The organism is Thermococcus sp. GR5 (assembly GCF_012027535.1).
Classification (GTDB): domain Archaea; phylum Methanobacteriota_B; class Thermococci; order Thermococcales; family Thermococcaceae; genus Thermococcus; species Thermococcus onnurineus.
The window spans coordinates 217491-237885 of sequence record NZ_SNUN01000001.1 but is presented as its reverse complement, the minus strand read 5'-3'; the positions used below and the strand labels follow the sequence as shown (position 1 = coordinate 237885).

Below are 20395 nucleotides of genomic sequence, written 5' to 3'. Positions count from 1 at the left end.
TATGTGGCTGGGGCATCCCTTCCCCAGGACTTTTATAATACTCCTTTGAGCATCATGAACAGCCAGCCGTTGTGAGTGTTGCAAATATCAGCTCAATCGCCGGTATACCCAGTTTCTCCTGACGTCTTCCTGCTCCATCGTATCGTCTTCATTTGGTATTTAAAATTACTCTAACGCATTTGAAGACTTTGTCCAAACTTTTTCAAGACCGTAAATCTTTTGAACATTGATAATCTACTTTGGGCAGGTGGTTCAAAATGGAAAAGAAAAGGAAGATACGCATTCCCTACGAAATATCTTTCAGGGTAAAAGTGCTCTTCATGACCTTGCTGTTTGGAATAGCAATATTCTTCATCGTGTACTACCCGCTTATCTCTCATCAGGTTAATCCGTTTGACGTTGTTGCCCCAAGGGGCCAGATAGTCCTTGCTCAAAACTTCACGTTTGGATCTGTGAACTACACAAACGCCATCGCAATGACGTCCCAGAACAACATTCTGGTCTTAAAGGGAAACGATAACATGGGCGATACGCTTACGATGAAGATGGTTACCTCTGACTGGTGCCTCGATCTCTGGGTCTGGGGTGGTTCGAACAACGGCTGGCAGCTGAAGTACAACTGTTCTCGGGAAATCCAGATAAGCGAGTACGCTTTCAGAAGAGTCCCGGCTCATGAGGCACGGGAAATATTATACTGGTACCTTGAGTCTGGCTATATAATCGTGCTCCACAAGACAGGGCCAGTGCAGAACTATGAACTTGTGAACTTTACGGTAACGTACGGGGATACGACCGGAAACGGCTCCCTGAAGGTTGCCCTTGGTAAATCCTGATCCATGTTTGGAGGTGATCCTGTGAGGATTTCCTACGAGACCGAGTCGGCCATTAAGATCCTCGCCGCTGTTGCGATCATTGCAGTGGTTGTCCTTTACTATCTTCTTGCTCCCATAGTTACCTATAAGCCCGTGCCCTACGGTGTCGCTGCCCCAAAGGGTCAAATAGTGCTGCTTGAAAACATAACCATTGGTGATTACGCTTGGAATAACGCTGTTAACCTCCAGAGGTATCTCCTCATAAAGGGCAGCGAGGACTATGGGGACTCCGTAACGCTGAGGCTCCAGAACCCTGACTGGTGCCTTGACGTCGTCATCTGGGAGGGGCAGAAGTACGTGAGGACCGAGGAGTGTATCCGGGAACTTGTCATACCTAAATATTTGTTCGAGATAAGTAGAGCTTTTTACTGGTACGTGGGGAGTGGCTACTATATAATAATCTATAAACCTGAAGGCGCTCCGGAAAACTACGAACTGGTGAACTTTACTGTCACCTACGGCGAAGAAACCGATTGGGGTGCTTTTAAGGTCGCATATCCCAGGGACTAAACCCTTTTAAGGGTTCCCCATAACTTTTTTCATGCGCTTTAAACCAAAACCCTTCAAGGAGCCCGTAAAGTTCAGGTGTCTCTACTGCTTGGACTGCTGCAGGGGGAGGTTCATCTATCTAACCCTTAAGGATATACAGAAAATAGCCGAGGCTGGCTACGACCCTCAGGACTTCGTTCTTATGGTTCCCGGCGGTGATAAGGTTCGCTTCGTCATGGCCTACCGTGAATGGGATCTTGGCTGCGTCTTCCACGACCCTGAGACGGGCAAGTGCAGAATCCATGATAGAAATCCCGTAATCTGCCGCATCTACCCGTTCATGGTCTCCAGGAAGCCTCTCGGGATTGAGGAAGAGGAGCCCTTCGAGTATAAAGGCGAAAGGTTTTGGCTCTACTACGATGAGAGCTGCCCCGGAATAAACCCTGAGGAGCCTGAGATGGTCATAACCCCGGAGGAGATAGCTGAGCTCGGCATCGAGTTTGAGCATGAATTAGAGACGACGGATATGGAGGGTTTTCTCAAACTGCTTGAGGAACTCGACCGAGAAGATTAACCCTTATAAACGGCTTCTCTGAGTTATGACCGATGTCGATGAGTGAACTCCGCTACAGGCGAGCCTCCGCATGGGAGTATGACCTGATCCTCCGCGAGGCGGAGAAGTACGGTGAACTTAAGCACCACACCTTCGCGATAGTCGAAGGAAAATTTCGGGACGTTTATGCGGTAAATGAGAGAGTTTGGCGGGAGATAGAGAATCTCAAGATCAGGCCCTACGCCTACGGCACCTTTGTCGGCACTATCAAGGTTGACAAAAACCTCGTTGAGAAGTTCTATCCCAACGTCGAGTTCTTTTATTTTGTCGACATCCAAAAGAACTACGCGGTTCTGAGCCCAAAGGCCGGCTTTCTCTTCACAACCGGCAAAGATGTCCCGAGGAGCGGTGTCAGGAAGTATAGCTGGCAGGGGACTAAAAAGCTGGTTGTTTTTGACGAGAACGGGATAATCCTTGGTATAGGAAGGATAAATCCAGAGGGCCGGAACAAGTTCATCCTGAACGTCACGGACGTGGGCGAGTTCTTGAGGAGGAAGAGATAACGGTAGCAACCTCCCTTAACCAGTTAAGGGTAGGTTGTGCAGTTTGAGTTTAAAAAGCAAAGAAAGAGAGCATACTCACTTTCCGGTGAGTCCCCAGAGTATCCAGGCTATGGGCTCGAGGGTGAACCAGAGGACGAGAGCGAGGAGAAGTGCAAAGATTTGCATCGCTATTCCAGAACCGACGTAAGCGTCGGGCGTCATCACAACCACGACGTTTCCGCTTCCCCCGCTGTGAGGGTCAATGACCTTCCTCGAAACCCTTGCATAGACCTTCGCCACGATTCCGAAGATTGAAGAGGCCTGGCCCGTGTAAACGTAAACGTCCTTCTTGGTCCAGATGAGCAGGCCTATGAAGGCGAGCACGAGGAATGCCCCTATGCTCGATTCGGGCTTCAGCCACAGGAATAACATCGCTAGGATATAGGTTATGAGGGTCGCCCAGGCGAACTTCGTCGTTTTCTCCTTGATCGGGATGTTGTAGTGGTGGGCGAGCGACGTCAGCCCTATCATCAATGCCAGGACGCTTCCAATCCCGAGAATCACCATAGCCAATGTGAATCCTATGCCCACTTCGCTTGGGTCAAGAACGGCACCAAGTCCTGCTATGGAAAGTATGACTCCAATGTTCCCGAGGCCCCCGAGTACGCCGGCGAGTTTCCTATCAACAACCAGCAATTTATCACCTCCTTACTTTATCACCTCCTTATAAATGTTGTGGATAATGCACTCGAGTACAGTAATGTGCATCTTGCCCATTGGAACAGAAACCCTGCTGGACTTTCCTAACCTGTCGTAACTTTTTTAAGACCTATTGCGTAGGCATAATTAGTAACAAAAGGTAACTAAAGGGGGTGACGCCCGATGATTAGGAGGGTGAAGACGGGCATCCCCGGAATGGATGAGGTTCTCCACGGGGGAATTCCCGGGAGGAATGTGGTTCTGCTCAGCGGCGGCCCGGGAACGGGCAAGTCTATCTTCAGCCAGCAGTTCCTCTGGAACGGCTTACAAAACGGCGAGCCTGGAATATATGTGGCTCTGGAAGAGCACCCCATCCAGGTCAGGCAGAACATGGCCCAGTTCGGCTGGGACGTCAGGAAGTACGAGGAGGAAGGTCTTTTTGCCATGGTTGACGCCTTCACAGCTGGAATCGGCAAGAGCAAGGAGTATGAGAAATACATCGTCCACGACCTTACCGACATCCGCGAGTTTATAGACGTCCTCAGAACGGCCATCAAGGACATCGGTGCCAAGAGGGTCGTTATAGACTCGGTTACGACTCTCTACATCAACAAGCCTGCCGTGGCGAGGAGCGTAGTTATGCAGCTCAAAAGGGTTTTGGCTGGCCTGGGGGTTACGAGCATACTCGTCAGTCAGATAAGCGTCGGTGAGCGCGGCTTTGGTGGACCCGGTGTTGAGCACGGTGTTGATGGAATAATCCGTCTTGACCTTGACGAGATAGACGGCGAGCTGAAGCGCTCACTTATTGTCTGGAAGATGCGCGGAACGAGCCACTCCATGAGGAGGCACCCCTTTGAGATAACCGACAAGGGAATAGTCGTCTATCCCGACAAGGTTCTGAAGAGGAAGACGGTTGTTGAGCTCGAGTGAAAACTGAAGGGGGTGAGAGCATGGAGGTGCCACTGAACCCGCTCGGAAGGGAGGAGATACACAGGCTTGAGAGTGTACTGCTCTTCGCAACCCTCTTCAGGCCCGAGGTGATAGAGCTCATCAAGGATCCGGCCGAGAGGCTCACCTGGGTCGACAGCCTGGCCGTTGCAGCCGGGGCGATAGCCAGAGAGAAGGCCGGCATGACAGTGAGAGAGATTGCTGATGAGCTCGGCAGGACGGAGGCAACCGTTAGAAAGCACCTCAAGGGTGAAACCAAAGCCGGCCAGCTCGTCAGGGAGACTTATGAGCTCATCAAACAGGGCAAGCTCGACGAGCTTGTGAAGAACGTCGAGGTCTTGGCCAAGGGCGGCCAGCTCATTGCCCTTGAGGAGTACGAGAGGCTCAGGAAGGAGAAGGAAAAGCTTGAGGCCAAAGTGGGTGAACTTGAGAGGGCACTGAGGGATGCTCTGGCTGAGAAGGATGAGCTTGAGAAGAAGGTTAGGGAGTTCGAAGGGTTGGCGGACGAGCTCAGAAGTGAGAACGAAGAGCTCAAGAACAAGCTCGAGAAGGTAAGGGAAATAACAACCACCCTGGAGAAGAAGATAGAAGAGATTAAAAGTCTACTCTGAGGTTCAGCTCTTCTCATCTCCGTTCTTTCTCTCGAGCTTCTCTTCCCATGTAAGAATCATGTGGGTGAAGGTCTCGTCGTCCTCCTCGATACCTCTCTTGATCTCTGAAACGTGAGCATACTGGGCCTTTATCTTGTCGAGGATGTAGTCAACGGCTTTTTCCGGATCCGCGGTGGTTCCACAGGTGTAGACGTCGAGAGCGGCGTAGCCCTTCTCCGGCCAGGTGTGAATCGAGATGTGGCTCTCTGCAACTATGACCACTCCGCTGACACCGGTCGGTGAGAACTTGAAGAAATAGCTCGCTTTGACCTCCATTTTGCCTACTTTGGCAGCCTCGAGGAATATCTGTCTTATCTTGTCAGCGTTACCGAGGATCTCTGGATCGCAGCCTGCAGCCTCAACCACGTAGTGAAACCCTATCGTCTCCATGGCCTCTCACCTGTTGTTCCAGTAGAACCTACCCTTTTTAAAGTTAAGCCCTGAAGCGAAGAGACCTGGGCGGGTCTTTCGAGCGTTGAACTGTTCAGAACGGGTTTTGAATGCATCAAACTGACAGTTACTTGCCGTTTTTGAAGTTTCCCGTTGGTTACTGCATAAATGAACTTTCTACGATTCATTTGGCACATTTATCCGTTTTGGTGAACAGTGGCCATCTTTAAGCCTTGAACCACTAATTTTAAAACTCGTCAAGCGAACTAACGACAAGTTTTACAAAAACTCAGAACGGGGTGAAGGTATGTCGAAGTCTAAAACCAAGGACATTCCCACCGCCGGGGAAGCTGTCCGCGCTAAAAAGCGACAGAAGCTGGGCTTCCTCGCAAGAATGGAATACAAAAAAATGATTACCTACCCGATGGTGGTCTTTATAGTCGCCCTGATTCTTCTCGCAATTAACTTCCCTACGTTGGGAATAGACCTCCAGGGCGGTGTGGTGGTTACGGCCTATGGAATAGACGCAAACCCTGACGAGCTGGCTAAGTACATAAGCGACCAGATCGGCGTCGACGTGAGGGTTGAGAGCTTCACCGGCGTTGATACCAATGGTGTCAGGGTTTACGCTCCGGTTGGAACAGACGCCCTCAAGATAATCGATGTGATGAAGGTCAGATATCCAGACGCGGAGTACACACACAGCGAAGTTCAGCCAACCTTTGGTAAGATTTCGCAGCAACAGGGAATAAGGGCCCTTATCTTTGCGTTCATTGCAATGGCTGTCGTTGTGTTCCTGTTCTTCAGGAACCTCGTCCCGTCGCTCACGATAATCTTCTCGGCCCTCTCGGACATGACAATAGCGGTTGCTATGATGGGGATTTTTGGGATCCAGCTCACCACCGCGACGATAGCTGCACTGCTCATGCTCATTGGTTATACTGTCGATAGCAACATCCTCCTTACCACGAAACTCCTTAAGAGGAAGGAGGACACTATTGAGGATGCATACCTCGCGGCGGTCTCCACTGGATTCACCATGAGCACAACGACTCTCGGTGCACTCTTTATCCTCTGGCTCATATCAACATCCCAGACCATAGACAACATAGCGATAGTCCTCATCTTCGGTCTCCTCGCGGACTTCATGAACACATGGATGCTCAACGCCGGAGTGTTGAGGTGGTACCTTGACAGAAACACCGTCAGGGGTGGTAACGAATGAAGAGAAGAACCAAAAATCTCTTCCTTAACTGGAGGATAATCCTCCTCACCCTAGTTCTCATTGGTTCAATTGCAACGCTCGCTGTTAGGCCGCTCACCTTCGGTATAGACATCGCCGGTGGTGTGGCCATTGTGGCTCAAACTGAACATCCCGTCGACGCTGACACCATGCAACTTGTTGTTGATTCCCTCCAGAAGAGGCTGAACACCCTTGGTGTTAAGGACATAACCGTGGAGGCTCAGGGAGACCAGATAGTGCTCGTCAAAGTCGCCAACGTGACTACTCCTGAGGAGGCCAACCAGATCAAGAACGTCATCGAGAGCCAGGGTGTCTTTTACATGGAGTTTGGGGGTGTAATCTTCGGAACCGGCCGGGACGTTGAGTACGTTGGTATATATCAGATAAAGTCCGACAACACATGGGCCGTGCCCTTCAGGATATCCAAGAGCGCCGCTGAAAAGTTTGCCGAGCTGGCCAGGGATAAGGCCGGCTGGCCCGTTGACATGTTCCTTGATCCGCCCGTTAACTCCCTCATTATCGTTTCAGAGAGCGTTTACAAAACCATGAACAGTTCGGAATTCAACGCTCAGGCTCCGGAAGCTCCGACTCTCATGGAGAGGATAACGAAGGCCTTCAACATAACCGTCGTCACCTACGCTAACCAGAGCGCTGATGAGATTGCCAAACTCGCTGAGAGTAAAGAGAAGGTCGTTCTCGTGGACGTTCCTCAGGAACTCCAGCCTGAGCTGGAGAACATGAACGTTACTGTGAGGTTCGTCCCGAGGAACCCGGGAGAGAGCGACCATTCGCTCATCGTTAGGGTTCTTGGTCTTTACGGTCCATATTCGGTCGGTGAGGGTCTTGCAACCGGCGCTCCTCAGCAGGACGTTCAGATAACCGGAACTGCCCCGGACAGGCTCACCGCCGAGCAGGAAGCCAGCACCATCTACACCGTCCTCAAGAGCGGTTCGCTCCCGGTCAAGCTCACCATTGTTGGCATGGAGTTCATTTCACCGAGGCTTGGTGAGGGCTTCAAGAATCAGGCTCTCTACGCTGGAATAGGCGCCCTCATAGCGGTACTCCTCATAGTCTACTTCCACTACAGGAACTGGAGGATAGCCCTACCAGTTGCCTCGACAAGCCTTTTCGAGGCCATAATCATCCTTGGCTTTGCAGCGCTCATCCAATGGAACCTTGACCTTCCGAGTATAGCCGGTATCATCGCCGCAATCGGTACGGGTGTTGACCAGCAGATAGTCATAACCGACGAACTCCTCGGAGGAGAGAAGACTACGAAGATAACCAGGCGTTCCAGCGTGCTCAAGAGGATGGGTAGGGCGTTCTTCGTCATATTCGCCTCGGCAGCGACGACCATAGCGGCCATGAGCTTCCTGCTGGTCTACTTCGTCGGAACGCTCAAGGGTTTTGCCTTCACGACGATACTCGGTGTACTCATTGGAATCTTCATCACGAGGCCAGCATATGCTGAAATAGCCAAATACATCCTCGGTGAGGACTGATGTTCGTCGTGATAATGGGTGCCGGAAGGGTTGGTTACCTCGTGGCGAAGATGCTCGAGGAAGAGGGTCACGACGTCACCATAATCGAGATGGACAAGGAGAGGGCCAAGGAGCTCTCCCTTCTTATTAACGGTCTCGTTATCGAGGGTGATGCGACAGATCCGAAAACGCTTGAAGAGGCCAACATAAAGCAGGCCGATGCATTCGCGGCTCTAACAGGTAAGGATGATGCAAACCTGCTGGCGTGCATACTGGCGAAGCACCTTAATCCAAAAATCAAGACCTCCCTCAGGATAGGAAACCCCAAGAACAGGCGCATCTTCGAAGAAGTGACTGACCTCAAAAGGTACTTCGACTTCGTCATATCCCCAGAGGAGATAGCGGCTGAGTACATAAGCAGAAACATTGTCACTCCGGGCTTTGACAGGGTGCTCTTCCCCAAGGAGGGAGCAGAAATAGTGCGCTTCACTATAGAAAAGGGTAGCGAGATAGCTGGAAAGCTTGTCAAGGATCTCAATATACCCAAGGATGCCCTCATAATAGCCATCTATGATGAAAAAGGCAACCTGATGATACCCTCTGGCGATACGAAGCTGCCAGAGAGAGGCCAGGTAATTGTCTTTGCCAAGAGCAGTGTTCTTGACGATGTGAAAGAGCTTCTGGAGAAGAAGTCTACTGAAAAGCTGGAGTAAGTTTGTGTTTTCTTTTTACTCTTTGATTATCCATAAACTACCATACTTACCATAAACTATTTAAACCAATTAGGGAAGCCAAAGTTGGCGTGAGGAACACCTGTTTTCAGGGTCATTGGGGGGCTCATCATGGAGGATGTCATCAAACAGATTGTTGACGCTGAAAAGCAGGCCGAAGAGAGGATTGAAAGGGCAAAGGAAGATGCTAAGGTCATAGTCCTTAAAGCAAAGGAAGAGGCAAAGCTCATTGAAAGCAAAATAATCGAGGAGGCCGAGGAGAGGGCAAAGGCCCTCATTGAAAAGGCCCGCCTAGAGGGTGAGGAAGAGGCCAAGAAAATTCTCGAGGAGGGTGGGGCTGAGGTCGAGGAGCTCAAGATAAAGGCCACCACAAACTTTGAGAGGGCCATCTCCGCTGGCATAGAGCTTGTAAGAGGGAGCTGAGATGTTCAGGCCCGAAGAGATGGTCAAAATCGAGGTAATCACGCTCAACCGTTACAAAGATGCCTTACTGACTTACCTTCATGAGCAGGGTGTTGTGGAAATCAGGGAGCTGGAAGTCAAGGTTGCCCAGAAGGATTCCCCCAACGAGTACCACAGAAAGGCTGCCTCGTACAGCATAACTATTTCCAGACTGGTTGATTTTCTTAAAACCTACAGAAAGGCAAATGGCGGAGGAATAAGGGAGTTCTTCTTCCCACCCGAGAGGGCGAAGAAGACTTACAAATACGAAGGAATCGAGAGGCTCATAAAAGACGTTGAGGACTTTTTAAGCGTCGTCGAGCCCGAGATAAAGGCCGTCGAAAGTAAAATCACTGCGACTCAGACTGAGATCGAGAGGATAAAGGCGGACATAACGATTCTGGAGCTTCTTTCGGCGCTTAACCTTGACGTTTCCTATCTCAGGCCCACAGATATGGTCGAAATAGTCGTCGGAACCGTCGACAGGAACAAGTTCACTCCTCTCATTGAGGAGGTAAAGAAGGCCACTGAGGGCAGGGTTGTCTTTGTCTCCAAGGATTTCAAAGACAAAGTTCTGGTCGTGTTCGCCTTCCTCAAGAGGGACTACGAGAAGGCCAATCCAGTCTTAGCCAAGTACTCCCTCGAGAGGGTTGAGGTTCCAGAGGGAGAGGGAACCCCACGGGAGCTCATAAAGGTCTACGAGGAGAAGCTTAGGGCTAAGGAGAGGGAGCTTGAGAAGGCCAAGAAGGATGCAGAAACGCTTGCAGAGAAGTACTACGAGGACGTGGTGTTCTACCAGGAGCTCATGGAGAACGAGAGGGACAAAGCGACGGTTCTTCCAATGCTCGCTAGAACCAACATGACATTTGCCATGACCGGCTGGCTCCCGAGGAGCGAGGTTCCGGAAGTTCTGGAGGGCATAAAGAGAGTCGCCAACGGTAAGGCCTACATCAACATTATGGAACCGAGCAAGGAGGAGCTCGATGAGATTCCAATCAAGCTCAAGAACCCCGGCTGGGCGAGACCTTTCGAGATGCTTACCGAGATGTACGGTGTCCCCAAGTACAACGAGATTGATCCGACGCCGATAATAACCTTCACATATTCGTTCTTCTTTGGTTTCATGCTCACCGACTTTATGTACGGCCTTATAATAGCCATAGTCGCCGCACTGCTTGTCAAGGGTCACAAGAAGTTCAACGATGGTACCTACAAGTTTGCCTACACTCTGCTCATTAGCGCGGCCTTCACCATGATTATGGGTGTCCTCTTCGGCAGCTACTTCGGCAACGCCCTTGACTTGGCGGGCTTCAACGTCTGGCGCAAGTGGGACAGCATGACAGACGCGCTGGTAGTCCTCCAGCTGGCGCTGGCGATAGGCCTAGCTCACCTCTTCACTGGCTATACAATAGGCTTCATAGTCAAGGTGAAGAACGGCGAAGTCAAAGACGCAATCCTCGACCAGCTCTCATGGATGCTCATAATACTCGGTGTTGTCTTCCTCGCGCTCGGAATGACCGGCAAGGAAGCCCTCACCCTTCCGGGCAAGGCTCTCTTCGGGGCTGGCCTAGTGCTCTTCACAATCGGCGAGTTCAGGAACGGTGCATTGGCTGTGCTGTTGACCATCTCGGACTTCTTCGGCTTTGTCGGCAGCTGGCTCAGCTACGCAAGGCTGATGGCACTGGCCCTAGCTACCGCTGGAATAGCGATGGTCATCAACATCCTCGTCCAGATGGTCTGGGGTGTTAGCATAGGTCCAGTTCCGATAGGCATAGTCATTGGTCTCATCCTCTTCGTTGGCGGCCAGCTGTTTTCGGTCGCCATCAACGCCCTCGGAGCGTTCGTCCACTCGCTCCGTCTCCAGTACGTTGAATTTTTCGGAACGTTCTACTCAGGTGAAGGCAAGCCCTTCGAGCCTTTCAAGGCCAAAAGGGAGATCTCAAAGTTAGAGTTTGAAGCTTAAGGAGGTGTTTGAGAAATGGACCCGATAGTTTACGTATCCCTTGGTGCGGCACTCGCCGCTGGTATAGCAGGTGCAGCCTCGGCGTTCGGTGTCGGAATAGCCGGTGCAGCCGCTGCTGGAGTGGTCGCTGAGGACGAGAAGAACTTCAAGAACGCCCTCATCCTTGAGGGTCTGCCAATGACCCAGAGCATTTACGGACTCATTACGCTGTTCCTCATCCTGATGGTCTCAGGAATCCTCGGTGGCGGCTTTAAGTTCACCGACCCGAACAACATGGACAACATAGTTAAGAGCGCCATACTCCTTGGTGCTGGCCTTACCGTCGGCCTTACCGGTCTTTCGGCCATACCACAGGGTATCATAGCCAGCGCAAGCATCGGCGCGGTTGCCAAGAACCCGAAGACCTTCACCCAGGGTATCATATTCTCGGCTATGGCCGAGACCATGGCAATCTTCGGTCTCGTTGGAGCCCTTATCATGATAGTTACCGGAGTCGGCTTCTGACTCCCAAACTTTCTTTATAGCCCAAGGAGGAAGGAGGATGGAAGGGGCAGAGCTGATCATTCAGGAGATAAACAGGGAGGCGGAGCAGAAGATACAGTATATACTCAGCGAGGCTCAAAAGGAAGCGGAGAAGATTAGGGAGGAAGCGAGAAAGAGGGCCCAGGCCAGAGCTGAGTGGATACTCAGGAAGGCCCAGACCCAGGCTGAAATAGAAAAGCAGCGCATAATAGCCAACGCCAAGCTTGAGATAAGAAAGAAGAGGCTCGAAGTTCAGGAGGCCCTCATCCAGGAGGTCATAACGGCCCTCCGCGAAAGGCTCGCCGAACTTCCTGAGGAAGAGTACTTCCCGATGCTCGTTGATTTAACTGGCAAGGCTGTCGAAGAGCTTGGAAGCGGCAGCGTCGTCGTGAAATCCAACGAAAGGACATTGAAGCTCCTGGAGGGCAGGCTCGACGAGTTCAAGAAGGCTCTCACTGAAAAGCTCGGGAGGGACGTTGAAGTCACCCTCGGTGAACCGATCACCACAATCGGCGGCATCCTCGTCGAGACCCCCGACAGAACTGTTAGGGTAGATAACACCTTCGAGTCCAGGATAGAGAGGTTTGAGGGCGAGCTCAGGGCGGCAATAGCCAAGGCTCTCTTCGGGTGAGGCTAATGGAGACAGGAGCGGTAACTGGAATCCTCAACACTACTCTGGCGGTGGTGTTCACCTGGGTGGGCTACAAGACAGCAAGGATAATCTGGAAGTATACCCCCTACTCCTATCCGAACGCGAGGATTAAGGCCATGGAAGCGAAGCTCCTCAGCGAGCAGAGGTTCAATGAATTGGCCGAGAGCAGAACCCTCAACAACTTCGTGGTCAGCCTGGAGGACACCGACTACAAGGACTACCTTGCGAGCGTTTCAAACTACACCGTTGAGGAGATTGAGAGGGCCTTGGAGAGAGCTTTGGCAGGCACCTACGAGTTAATGGTCACTATCCTCCCGAAGAGGGTTAACCCATTCTTTAGGCTCCTTCTGGAAGAGTGGGACGTCAGGAACATAACCAGCGTCATCAAGGCGAAGATGGTAAACGAACCGGCGAGCGACTACGTCGTCGAGATTGGCACAATGCTTCCCAAGGTTAAAGCTATGGCAGAAGCAAAGACCATGGAGGAGATACTCGTCATACTGGAGGGCACACCCTACGGGGAGCCATACCAGAAGCTCCTGCTCGGCGAGATTTCCCTTAAGGAGTTTGAAACTGAGCTCTACAGGATGCACTACGCTAAGCTCTTGAACTATGCTCTCTCGAAGAAAGAGGACGAGAGGGTTATCCTAGAGGAGTTCGTCAGGCTCAAGATCGACAAAACCAACATACTCACAGTGCTGAGAGCGAAGACTGCAAAGATGGGTGCAGAAGAGATAAAGCCGCTTATAATACCTGGTGGAACAATTAAGCTCGACTCCATACTCCACGTCGATGACCTAAGCATGGCCTTAGCCGAACTTGACTCCACCAGGTACGGGGCGGTAATCAGGGACGTTAGAGAGGAGGTCGAGAGGGACTTAAGTGTTCTTGAGAGGGCACTTGACAGGCACATAAGGGAGAGGATGAACGAGCTTACACGCTTCTACCCGCTCAGTGTGGCGACATCTCTAAGCTACATCCTTCAGAAGGAGCGGGAGGTCAGGAAGCTCAGGGCTATTGCGAAACTCATAGATGACGGAGTTGAGCCAGAGAGGATAAAGGAATTCGTGGGTGATGCTGCATGAAGATAGCGGTGCTCGGAGACAAGGACACGGCTTTGGGCTTCAAGCTCGCCGGCGCTCACGAAGTTTACTCCTTTGAGGACACTCCGCTCGACATGGAGAGGCTGAAGAACAAGCTCAACGAACTTGTTGAGAGGGAAGATATCGGGATAATCCTGATAACCGAGAGATTCGTCCAGAAGATTGGGCTTCCCGACGTTACGTTTCCAATCATCCTTCAGGTGCCGGACAAATCCGGCTCCAAGTTCGGGGAAGAGGCAATTAAGGAGATAGTTAGAAGAGCCATTGGTGTTGAGCTGAAGAGGTGAAGGAAATGGGAAGGATAATTCGTGTTACGGGCCCACTCGTCGTGGCTGATGACATGAAGGGCGCTAAGATGTACGAGGTCGTCAGGGTCGGCGAAATGGGACTCATCGGAGAAATCATTCGTCTTGAGGGAGATAAGGCGGTCATCCAGGTCTACGAGGAAACGGCAGGCATAAGGCCGGGCGAGCCGGTCGAAGGAACCGGTGCTTCGCTCAGTGTTGAGCTTGGCCCCGGACTGCTCACCGCAATGTACGACGGTATTCAGAGGCCGCTTGAGGTTCTCAGGGAGCTCAGCGGCGACTTTATTGCGAGGGGTCTCACCGCTCCGGCCCTCCCGAGAGACAAGAAGTGGCACTTTACCCCTAAGGTTAAGGTTGGCGACAAGGTCGTCGGTGGCGACATCCTTGGTGTCGTTCCGGAAACCGGCATCATTGAGCACAGGGTTCTCGTCCCACCGTGGGTTGAGGGTGAGATAGTTGAAATTGTCGAAGAGGGCGACTACACCATTGAAGAGGTCATAGCCAAGGTCAAGAAGCCCAACGGCGAGATAGAGGAGCTTAAGATGTACCACCGCTGGCCGGTCCGTGTCAAGAGGCCCTACAAGAGGAAGCTTCCGCCGGAGGTTCCACTCATCACTGGACAGAGGACGATAGACACCTTCTTCTCCCAGGCCAAGGGTGGAACCGCTGCCATCCCGGGTCCGTTCGGTTCAGGGAAGACCGTTACCCAGCACCAGCTTGCCAAGTGGAGTGACGCCCAGGTCGTCGTTTACATAGGCTGCGGTGAGCGCGGAAACGAGATGACCGACGTTCTTGAGGAGTTCCCGAAGCTCAAGGATCCGAAGACCGGAAAGCCGCTCATGGAGAGAACCGTTCTCATAGCAAACACCTCGAACATGCCCGTCGCTGCGCGTGAGGCTTCCATCTACACCGGAATCACCATCGCCGAATACTTCCGCGACATGGGCTATGACGTCGCTCTCATGGCCGACTCCACGAGCAGGTGGGCTGAAGCTTTGCGTGAGATTTCCGGCCGTCTTGAGGAGATGCCCGGTGAGGAAGGTTATCCGGCCTACCTTGCCAGTAAGATCGCCGAATTCTACGAGCGTGCCGGTCGTGTCATAACCCTCGGAAGCGATGAGAGGATTGGAAGTGTTTCCGTCATCGGTGCAGTCTCGCCGCCGGGTGGAGACTTCAGCGAGCCAGTCGTTCAGAACACCCTCCGTGTCGTCAAGGTCTTCTGGGCTCTCGATGCTGACCTGGCCAGGAGGAGGCACTTCCCGGCAATCAACTGGCTGAGGAGTTACTCGCTCTACATTGACTCCATCCAGGACTGGTGGCACAAGAACGTTGACCCTGAGTGGAGGGCAATGAGGGATAGGGCTATGGAGCTTCTTCAGAAAGAGGCCGAGCTCCAGGAGATTGTCAGGATTGTCGGTCCGGATGCTCTGCCGGACAGGGAGAAGGCCGTCCTCATAGTCGCCAGGATGCTTCGTGAGGATTACCTCCAGCAGGATGCCTTCGACGAGGTCGACACCTACTGCCCGCCTAAGAAGCAGGTAACTATGATGAGGGTTATCCTCAACTTCTACGAGAGGACCATGGAGGCCGTTGACAGGGGCGTTCCAGTCGACGAGATAGCCAAGCTCCCTGTCAGGGAGAAGATAGGTCGTATGAAGTTCGAGCCAGAGATTGAGAAGGTTGCCGCACTGATAGACGAGACCAACGCTCAGTTTGAGGAGCTCTTTAAGAAGTATGGGGCGTGATGCTCATGCCGGGAATGGAGTACTCAACCGTTAGCAAGATTTACGGGCCGCTCATGATAGTACAGGGCGTTAAGGGAGTCGCCTACGGTGAGGTCGTTGAGATAGAGACCGAGAGTGGCGAGAAAAGGAAGGGACAGGTTCTCGAGGCAAGGCAGGACATGGCTATCGTCCAGGTCTTCGAGGGAACTAGAGACCTCGACATAAAGACAACCCGCGTAAGGTTCACCGGCGAGACGCTGAAGGTTCCGGTCAGCATGGACATGCTCGGAAGGGTGTTCAACGGTATCGGTAAGCCCATCGACGGCGGCCCTGAAATCATTCCTGAGGACAGGCGTGACGTCCACGGTGCTCCCCTTAACCCTGTCGCCCGTGCCTATCCGAGGGACTTCATCCAGACCGGTGTTTCGGCCATCGACGGAATGAACACGCTCGTCCGCGGCCAGAAGCTGCCCATCTTCAGTGGCTCAGGTCTTCCCCACAACATGCTGGCTGCACAGATAGCCAGACAGGCAAAGGTTCTCGGCGAAGAGGAGCAGTTCGCCGTCGTCTTCGCTGCGATGGGTATTACCTACGAGGAGGCCAACTTCTTCAAGAAGAGCTTCGAAGAGACCGGAGCAATAGAGAGGGCAGTCCTGTTCCTCAATCTCGCCGACGACCCGGCAATCGAGCGTATCATCACCCCGCGTATGGCACTCACCGTTGCCGAGTACCTCGCCTTCGACTACGACATGCAGGTTCTAGTTATCCTCACGGACATGACCAACTACGCTGAAGCCCTTCGTGAGATCTCCGCCGCCCGTGAGGAGGTTCCAGGTAGGCGTGGCTATCCGGGTTACATGTACACCGACTTAGCCACCATCTACGAGCGTGCCGGTCGTGTGAGGGGCAAGAAGGGAAGCATTACCCAGATGCCTATCCTCACCATGCCCGACGATGATATCACCCACCCGATTCCAGACCTCACCGGTTACATCACCGAGGGCCAGATAGTTCTCAGCAGAGAGCTCTACAGGAAGGGTATCTATCCACCAATCGATGTCCTTCCGAGCCTCAGCCGTCTGATGAAGGACGGTATCGGTAAGGGCAGGACCAGGGACGACCATCCGCAGCTCAGCCAGCAGCTCTACGCCGCCTATGCCGAAGGTAGATCCCTCAGGGATCTCGTCGCAGTCGTTGGTGAGGAAGCCCTTAGCGAGACCGACAGGAAGTACCTCAAGTTCGCCGACCGCTTTGAGAGAGAGTTTATCGCCCAGCGCTACGACGAAGACAGAAGCATCGAAGAGACCCTTGACCTCGGTTGGGAGCTCCTTGCTGAGCTTCCGGAGAGCGAGCTGAAGCGTGTCAGGAAGGAGTACATCCTCAAGTACCACCCCAAGTACAGGAAGAGGGAGGGCTGACCTCCCTTCAACCTTTAGGTGGTCAAGATGGCAGAGCTGCTCAACGTCAAGCCGACCCGTATGGAGCTCCTGAACCTCAAGAGGCGCATTAAGTTAGCCAAGAAGGGCCACAAGCTCCTCAAGGACAAGCAGGACGCCCTTATCATGGAGTTCTTTACCATCTACGACGAGGCCCTAAGCCTCAGGGAAGAGCTTGGCAGGAAGATGGAGGAGGCCTTCAAGGCACTCCAGATGGCGGAGATAGACGTCGGAATGCTTCGCCTTAAGGAGATAAGCCTGAGCGTTGAGCCCAACAAGGAAGTTGATATCAAAAAGAGGAACGTCATGGGAGTTTCAGTTCCCCTTATAGAGGCGGAATCCTTCAGAAGGAGCACCAGCGAGAGAGGGTACGCCTTTGTCTCCAGCTCGCCAAGGGTTGACTTGGCCGCGGAGAAGTTCGAGGAGGTGCTTGATCTAGCCGTCCGTCTCGCTGAAGTCGAGGAGACCCTTAAGAGGCTCGCCAGAGAGATTGAGGTCACTAAGAGGCGTGTCAATGCGCTTGAATACATCATTATTCCGAGAATGGAGGCTACCGTCAAGTTCATCAAGCAGCGTCTCGACGAGATGGAGCGCGAGAACTTCTTCAGACTCAAGCGCGTTAAGGCTCTCATCGAGGCTAGGAGCTAGGAGGATTGATTTGCCGTTTGGACTTTTTCTTCTTTGAGTTTATGTATGTGATTGTGTAGGCAAATCGCTTAAATATGCCTTCTCGTAATGCCTTTTTGGTGGCGAAGATGGGTGAGTACCTTATAGAGCCAGGTCTCGACCCGAGGAAGGATCACGTCCTCTACAGGGACGACGAGCACCTTGTGGTTTATCTTGGAACCCAGGAAGGTGGTGATGACGTCGACGTCAACAGCTATCTCATCGTCAGCAGGGGCAGGGGCATCCTCATAGATCCTGGAGGGTACAAGATATTTTCAAAGGTTCTCGCCAACGTCTCCAAGTACATCGACCCGAGGGACATAGAGTATGTATACATTTGCCATCAGGATCCTGATGTAGCGGGGAGCCTTCCTCTATGGAGGGAGGTCAGTAATTCTAAGATAATCGTCCACTGGCTCTGGACAAGGTTCCTTCCGCATTTCGGTTTCGAAGACGCCGGTTCAGTGACCTACCAGCTTCCAGATGAGGGAGAGGCCATCCACTTTGGGGCAACTATCCTTGAGTTCATCCCTGCGCACTTCCTTCACAGCCCTGGCCACTTCACGATATACGACCACAGGAGCAAGTTCCTGTTCACGGGCGATATAGGTATAGCCCTCCTAGATGAGCCTTACATAGTGGTTGAAAACATGGAAAGGCACATTCAGGCGATGAGGCCGGTACACGAGCGGCTTATGCCCACTAGCGCTGCGATAAAGCTCTGGCTCGGCCGCGTTCGCTATTTAGATGTGGAAGCCATACTGCCTCAGCATGGGGCCATTATACCCAAACAGCACGTCAAGAGATTCTTTGATTTCCTTGAGAACCTTAAAGTGGGCATCGATGTAATGCGCTGAGGTGGTTACCATGAACATCAGGAGCATCGAGAAGGCATCGAGTGCACTGGCCCAGTCGGTCAGGATAAAGACTTCCAGCAGGGAGTCCAGCAAGATTATCGACGAGCTTGCGGATCAGATCAGCGGGCAGTTTCTTGAGAATAACATGGTAATTATCGAGAATATTGAAAAGCTCTCTCAGGTGATGAAAGAGCTTGAGCGCTTTCAGACGGAGTTTTTACCATTTTTCCAGCGCTTTGAGGTGTTTGCCAAAGAGTTCAACACCCTCGTTGAAAATCTTGAGTACATATCTCGCATAAGCGACTCCATAGCAAGTGTTGCAAAGCAGACCAACTTGGTGGCCCTAAATGCTTCGATTGAAGCCGCGAGGGCAGGGGAAGCTGGCAGGGGCTTCGCAGTTGTGGCGGATGAGATTCGGAAGATGGCCGTTCAGACTATGAACCTTGCTAAGGAGATAAAGGACTTCAACGCCCGCGTCATGGGTCAGCTCGACACGCTTCGCGATGCCCTCGCTGTGATGGATCGGATCAAGGAGGGCACTGAGATACTCGGCAGGGACATTGAAACCATAGTGGAGATAAGTTCCGTCCTTGATGAGATTTCCCGCGAGCAGGAGGAGATTGTAAACGACATCAAGCGCCTTAACGGTATCGCCCTTGCGCTGAGGAAATTCTCGGACATGCAGGACAAGTACAGCAAGGAGCTCGCTTCCCTGCTCAGGATGATGGTTAGTGAGTACGCAAAGGAGCAGATGGAGCGCTCCAATGGGGGTCTAAGCGGGTGATGGTGATGACAGAGCACCTTTTTTACTTGTATCCCTACCTGAAAGGATCCGAGGCCGTTGTTCAGGCTGTCGAGCAGGGAAACGGTGTTATTAGGCTCGCCCTTGACAGGACTATCTTCTATCCTGAGGGCGGAGGCCAGCCCTCGGACAGAGGAGTTATAGAGGGGAACGGCTTCAGGGTCTTGGTGGACAGGGTCTACGAGAGGGACAGGATATGGCATGAGGGAAAGCTTGAAGGTCGCCTCCCTGAGGCTGGGGAAAGGGTCAGACTCGTCCTTGACTGGGATTGGCGCTACGAGAACATGAAGAACCACACCGGCCAGCACATTCTCTCGGCTGTTCTGAAGAATCTATACGGCCTTGACACTACTGGCTTTCAAATCTTTGATGACTACAACAAGATAGAGGTCAACGGCGAGCTTGACTGGGAGATGATAACAAGGGCCGAGATAGAGGCAAACAGTATCGTCTGGGAGGCTATTCCCGTAACGGTTGAGGAGTTCAAGGACCTTCCTGACGATATAGCCCGGACTCTCCGTAAGCACGTGAGCAAGGTTACCGACAGGGTAAGGATAGTGATGATTGGCGACATTGATAGAACCCCCTGTGGCGGAACTCACGTGAGGAACACCTCCGAGATAGGTCTCATTAAGGTGCTCCGTTTCTACAGAAAGAGCAAGAAACTCTGGCGCATAGAGTTTGTGGCTGGAAACCGGGCCCTCAAATACCTTAACAAGCTCCTAGCTGACTACTGGGAGAGTCTCGATGAGATGCCCAACAAGAACCGCCCCCTCGTTGAGCGTGTGAAGGATCTCAAAGCGGAGCTTGATAAACTCGAGGAGGAAAAGGATAATCTAAGGAAAGAACTGTGGGAGTGGAAGGCAAAGGCTTTGCTCGATAGGGCCGAGGAGATTGGTGGAGTGAGGATTGTCTCCCACATTGAGAGTGCCGACATGAAGGACGCTCAGGCCTTCGTGGTTTACCTCGTCGATAAGAACCCTGGAACAATCGCTCTCGTTGTAGGAAAGAACTACGTAATCTTCGCCAAGAACAGGGACGTGGAAGGGATATCGATGAACGAGCTCCTTAAGGAAGTCCTTGCCAAGGTTGGTGGTGGCGGAGGTGGGGGCGAGATGCTGGCAAGGGGAGGTGGATTTAAACTCCCACCGGAGGACGTTCTGAGAACAGCTCTGAACATTCTGAAAACTTACCTTTCGTGATGCTATCCCCTCTTTTTCTTCACGACTTGTGGCTACTTTCACAGGCTTTAGTCCAATGTAACACTTTATAAACGTTTGCAACATAGGAGTAATTTGTTCCCCCATAAATTGAGGATAAAATAAA

At 52.3% G+C, this 20395-nt stretch carries 23 protein-coding genes; 21 read left to right on the top strand and 2 right to left on the bottom strand.

Features of this window, described 5'->3' with window-relative positions:
* Positions 1–257 precede the first annotated feature (257 nt).
* From E3E33_RS01150 to E3E33_RS01135, 4 genes are read left to right on the top strand one after another with little or no spacing between them, the layout of a single operon-like run.
* Complete coding sequence (locus E3E33_RS01150) at positions 258–833, top strand: hypothetical protein (protein ID WP_167711447.1); 576 nt, start codon at positions 258–260, stop codon at positions 831–833.
* Between the two features lie 21 nt (positions 834–854).
* Positions 855–1382: a hypothetical protein gene (locus tag E3E33_RS01145; protein WP_167711446.1), complete on the top strand. Its 528-nt coding sequence runs from the start codon at positions 855–857 to the stop codon at positions 1380–1382.
* A 31-nt stretch (positions 1383–1413) separates the two neighbouring features.
* The gene (locus E3E33_RS01140; RefSeq protein WP_167711445.1) at positions 1414–1935 is read left to right on the top strand and encodes a YkgJ family cysteine cluster protein; all 522 of its coding nucleotides are present in this window, start codon (positions 1414–1416) and stop codon (positions 1933–1935) included.
* Positions 1936–1967: 32 nt separating this feature from the next.
* Positions 1968–2477, top strand: a complete 510-nt coding sequence (locus E3E33_RS01135) for a PUA domain-containing protein (RefSeq protein ID WP_370519836.1) — start codon at positions 1968–1970, stop codon at positions 2475–2477.
* Positions 2478–2552: 75 nt separating this feature from the next.
* Here E3E33_RS01135 and E3E33_RS01130 read toward each other — a convergent pair whose 3' ends face one another.
* Entirely contained in the window at positions 2553–3152 is a 600-nt protein-coding gene (locus E3E33_RS01130; RefSeq protein ID WP_167711444.1) for a hypothetical protein, read from the bottom strand.
* Positions 3153–3338: 186 nt separating this feature from the next.
* Between E3E33_RS01130 and E3E33_RS01125 the strand changes: the two genes are divergently transcribed.
* Together E3E33_RS01125 and E3E33_RS01120 are read left to right on the top strand one after the other, a co-directional pair.
* Positions 3339–4085, top strand: coding sequence for a KaiC domain-containing protein (locus E3E33_RS01125; protein WP_012572702.1), 747 nt, complete (start codon positions 3339–3341; stop codon positions 4083–4085).
* A 20-nt stretch (positions 4086–4105) separates the two neighbouring features.
* Entirely contained in the window at positions 4106–4714 is a 609-nt protein-coding gene (locus tag E3E33_RS01120; RefSeq protein ID WP_167711443.1) for a hypothetical protein, read from the top strand.
* 3 nt (positions 4715–4717) lie between these two features.
* Here the strand turns inward: E3E33_RS01120 and speD are convergent, their stop codons facing one another.
* On the bottom strand, positions 4718–5143 hold the full coding sequence (gene speD / locus E3E33_RS01115) for an adenosylmethionine decarboxylase (protein WP_012572704.1): 426 nt from the start codon (positions 5141–5143) through the stop codon (positions 4718–4720).
* Positions 5144–5450: 307 nt separating this feature from the next.
* On the opposite strand from speD, the gene E3E33_RS01110 reads away from it, so the two are divergent.
* The 15 genes from E3E33_RS01110 to E3E33_RS01040 all read left to right on the top strand — a co-directional run bounded on the left by E3E33_RS01110 (position 5451) and on the right by E3E33_RS01040 (position 20271).
* Positions 5451–6368: a protein translocase subunit SecF gene (locus E3E33_RS01110; protein WP_167711442.1), complete on the top strand. Its 918-nt coding sequence runs from the start codon at positions 5451–5453 to the stop codon at positions 6366–6368.
* Entirely contained in the window at positions 6365–7888 is a 1524-nt protein-coding gene (locus E3E33_RS01105) for a preprotein translocase subunit SecD (protein WP_167731663.1), read from the top strand. The genes E3E33_RS01110 and E3E33_RS01105 overlap by 4 nt, the downstream gene beginning before the upstream one ends.
* Complete coding sequence (locus E3E33_RS01100; protein ID WP_012572707.1) at positions 7888–8580, top strand: TrkA family potassium uptake protein; 693 nt, start codon at positions 7888–7890, stop codon at positions 8578–8580. Before E3E33_RS01105 ends, E3E33_RS01100 begins: the two co-directional genes overlap by 1 nt.
* A 129-nt stretch (positions 8581–8709) precedes the next feature.
* Positions 8710–9021: a V-type ATP synthase subunit H gene (locus tag E3E33_RS01095; RefSeq protein WP_167711440.1), complete on the top strand. Its 312-nt coding sequence runs from the start codon at positions 8710–8712 to the stop codon at positions 9019–9021.
* 1 nt (position 9022) lies between these two features.
* A complete protein-coding gene (locus tag E3E33_RS01090; protein ID WP_167711439.1) occupies positions 9023–11002 on the top strand; it encodes a V-type ATP synthase subunit I in 1980 nt (659 codons plus the stop codon).
* Positions 11003–11017: 15 nt separating this feature from the next.
* Positions 11018–11506: a V-type ATP synthase subunit K gene (locus tag E3E33_RS01085; protein WP_012572710.1), complete on the top strand. Its 489-nt coding sequence runs from the start codon at positions 11018–11020 to the stop codon at positions 11504–11506.
* A gap of 37 nt (positions 11507–11543) precedes the next feature.
* Positions 11544–12155, top strand: a complete 612-nt coding sequence (locus E3E33_RS01080) for a V-type ATP synthase subunit E (protein ID WP_012572711.1) — start codon at positions 11544–11546, stop codon at positions 12153–12155.
* Positions 12156–12160: 5 nt separating this feature from the next.
* Positions 12161–13261 carry a V-type ATP synthase subunit C gene (locus tag E3E33_RS01075; RefSeq protein WP_167711438.1) on the top strand — a complete coding sequence of 367 codons (1101 nt, stop codon included), beginning with the start codon at positions 12161–12163 and terminating at the stop codon, positions 13259–13261.
* Entirely contained in the window at positions 13258–13566 is a 309-nt protein-coding gene (locus E3E33_RS01070; RefSeq protein WP_012572713.1) for a V-type ATP synthase subunit F, read from the top strand. The genes E3E33_RS01075 and E3E33_RS01070 overlap by 4 nt, the downstream gene beginning before the upstream one ends.
* A 5-nt stretch (positions 13567–13571) precedes the next feature.
* Positions 13572–15329 carry an ATP synthase subunit A gene (locus tag E3E33_RS01065; protein WP_012572714.1) on the top strand — a complete coding sequence of 586 codons (1758 nt, stop codon included), beginning with the start codon at positions 13572–13574 and terminating at the stop codon, positions 15327–15329.
* A gap of 5 nt (positions 15330–15334) precedes the next feature.
* Positions 15335–16726 (top strand): ATP synthase subunit B, encoded by a 1392-nt coding sequence (locus E3E33_RS01060; RefSeq protein WP_048055114.1) that lies wholly within the window; start codon positions 15335–15337, stop codon positions 16724–16726.
* 27 nt (positions 16727–16753) lie between these two features.
* Positions 16754–17392 (top strand): V-type ATP synthase subunit D, encoded by a 639-nt coding sequence (locus E3E33_RS01055; protein WP_012572716.1) that lies wholly within the window; start codon positions 16754–16756, stop codon positions 17390–17392.
* A 107-nt stretch (positions 17393–17499) separates the two neighbouring features.
* A complete protein-coding gene (locus E3E33_RS01050) occupies positions 17500–18267 on the top strand; it encodes an MBL fold metallo-hydrolase (protein WP_167711460.1) in 768 nt (255 codons plus the stop codon).
* Positions 18268–18277: 10 nt separating this feature from the next.
* Positions 18278–19051, top strand: a complete 774-nt coding sequence (locus E3E33_RS01045) for a methyl-accepting chemotaxis protein (RefSeq protein ID WP_012572718.1) — start codon at positions 18278–18280, stop codon at positions 19049–19051.
* Between the two features lie 5 nt (positions 19052–19056).
* Positions 19057–20271 carry a DHHA1 domain-containing protein gene (locus E3E33_RS01040; protein WP_167711437.1) on the top strand — a complete coding sequence of 405 codons (1215 nt, stop codon included), beginning with the start codon at positions 19057–19059 and terminating at the stop codon, positions 20269–20271.
* The last annotated feature ends 124 nt before the right edge of the window (positions 20272–20395 follow it).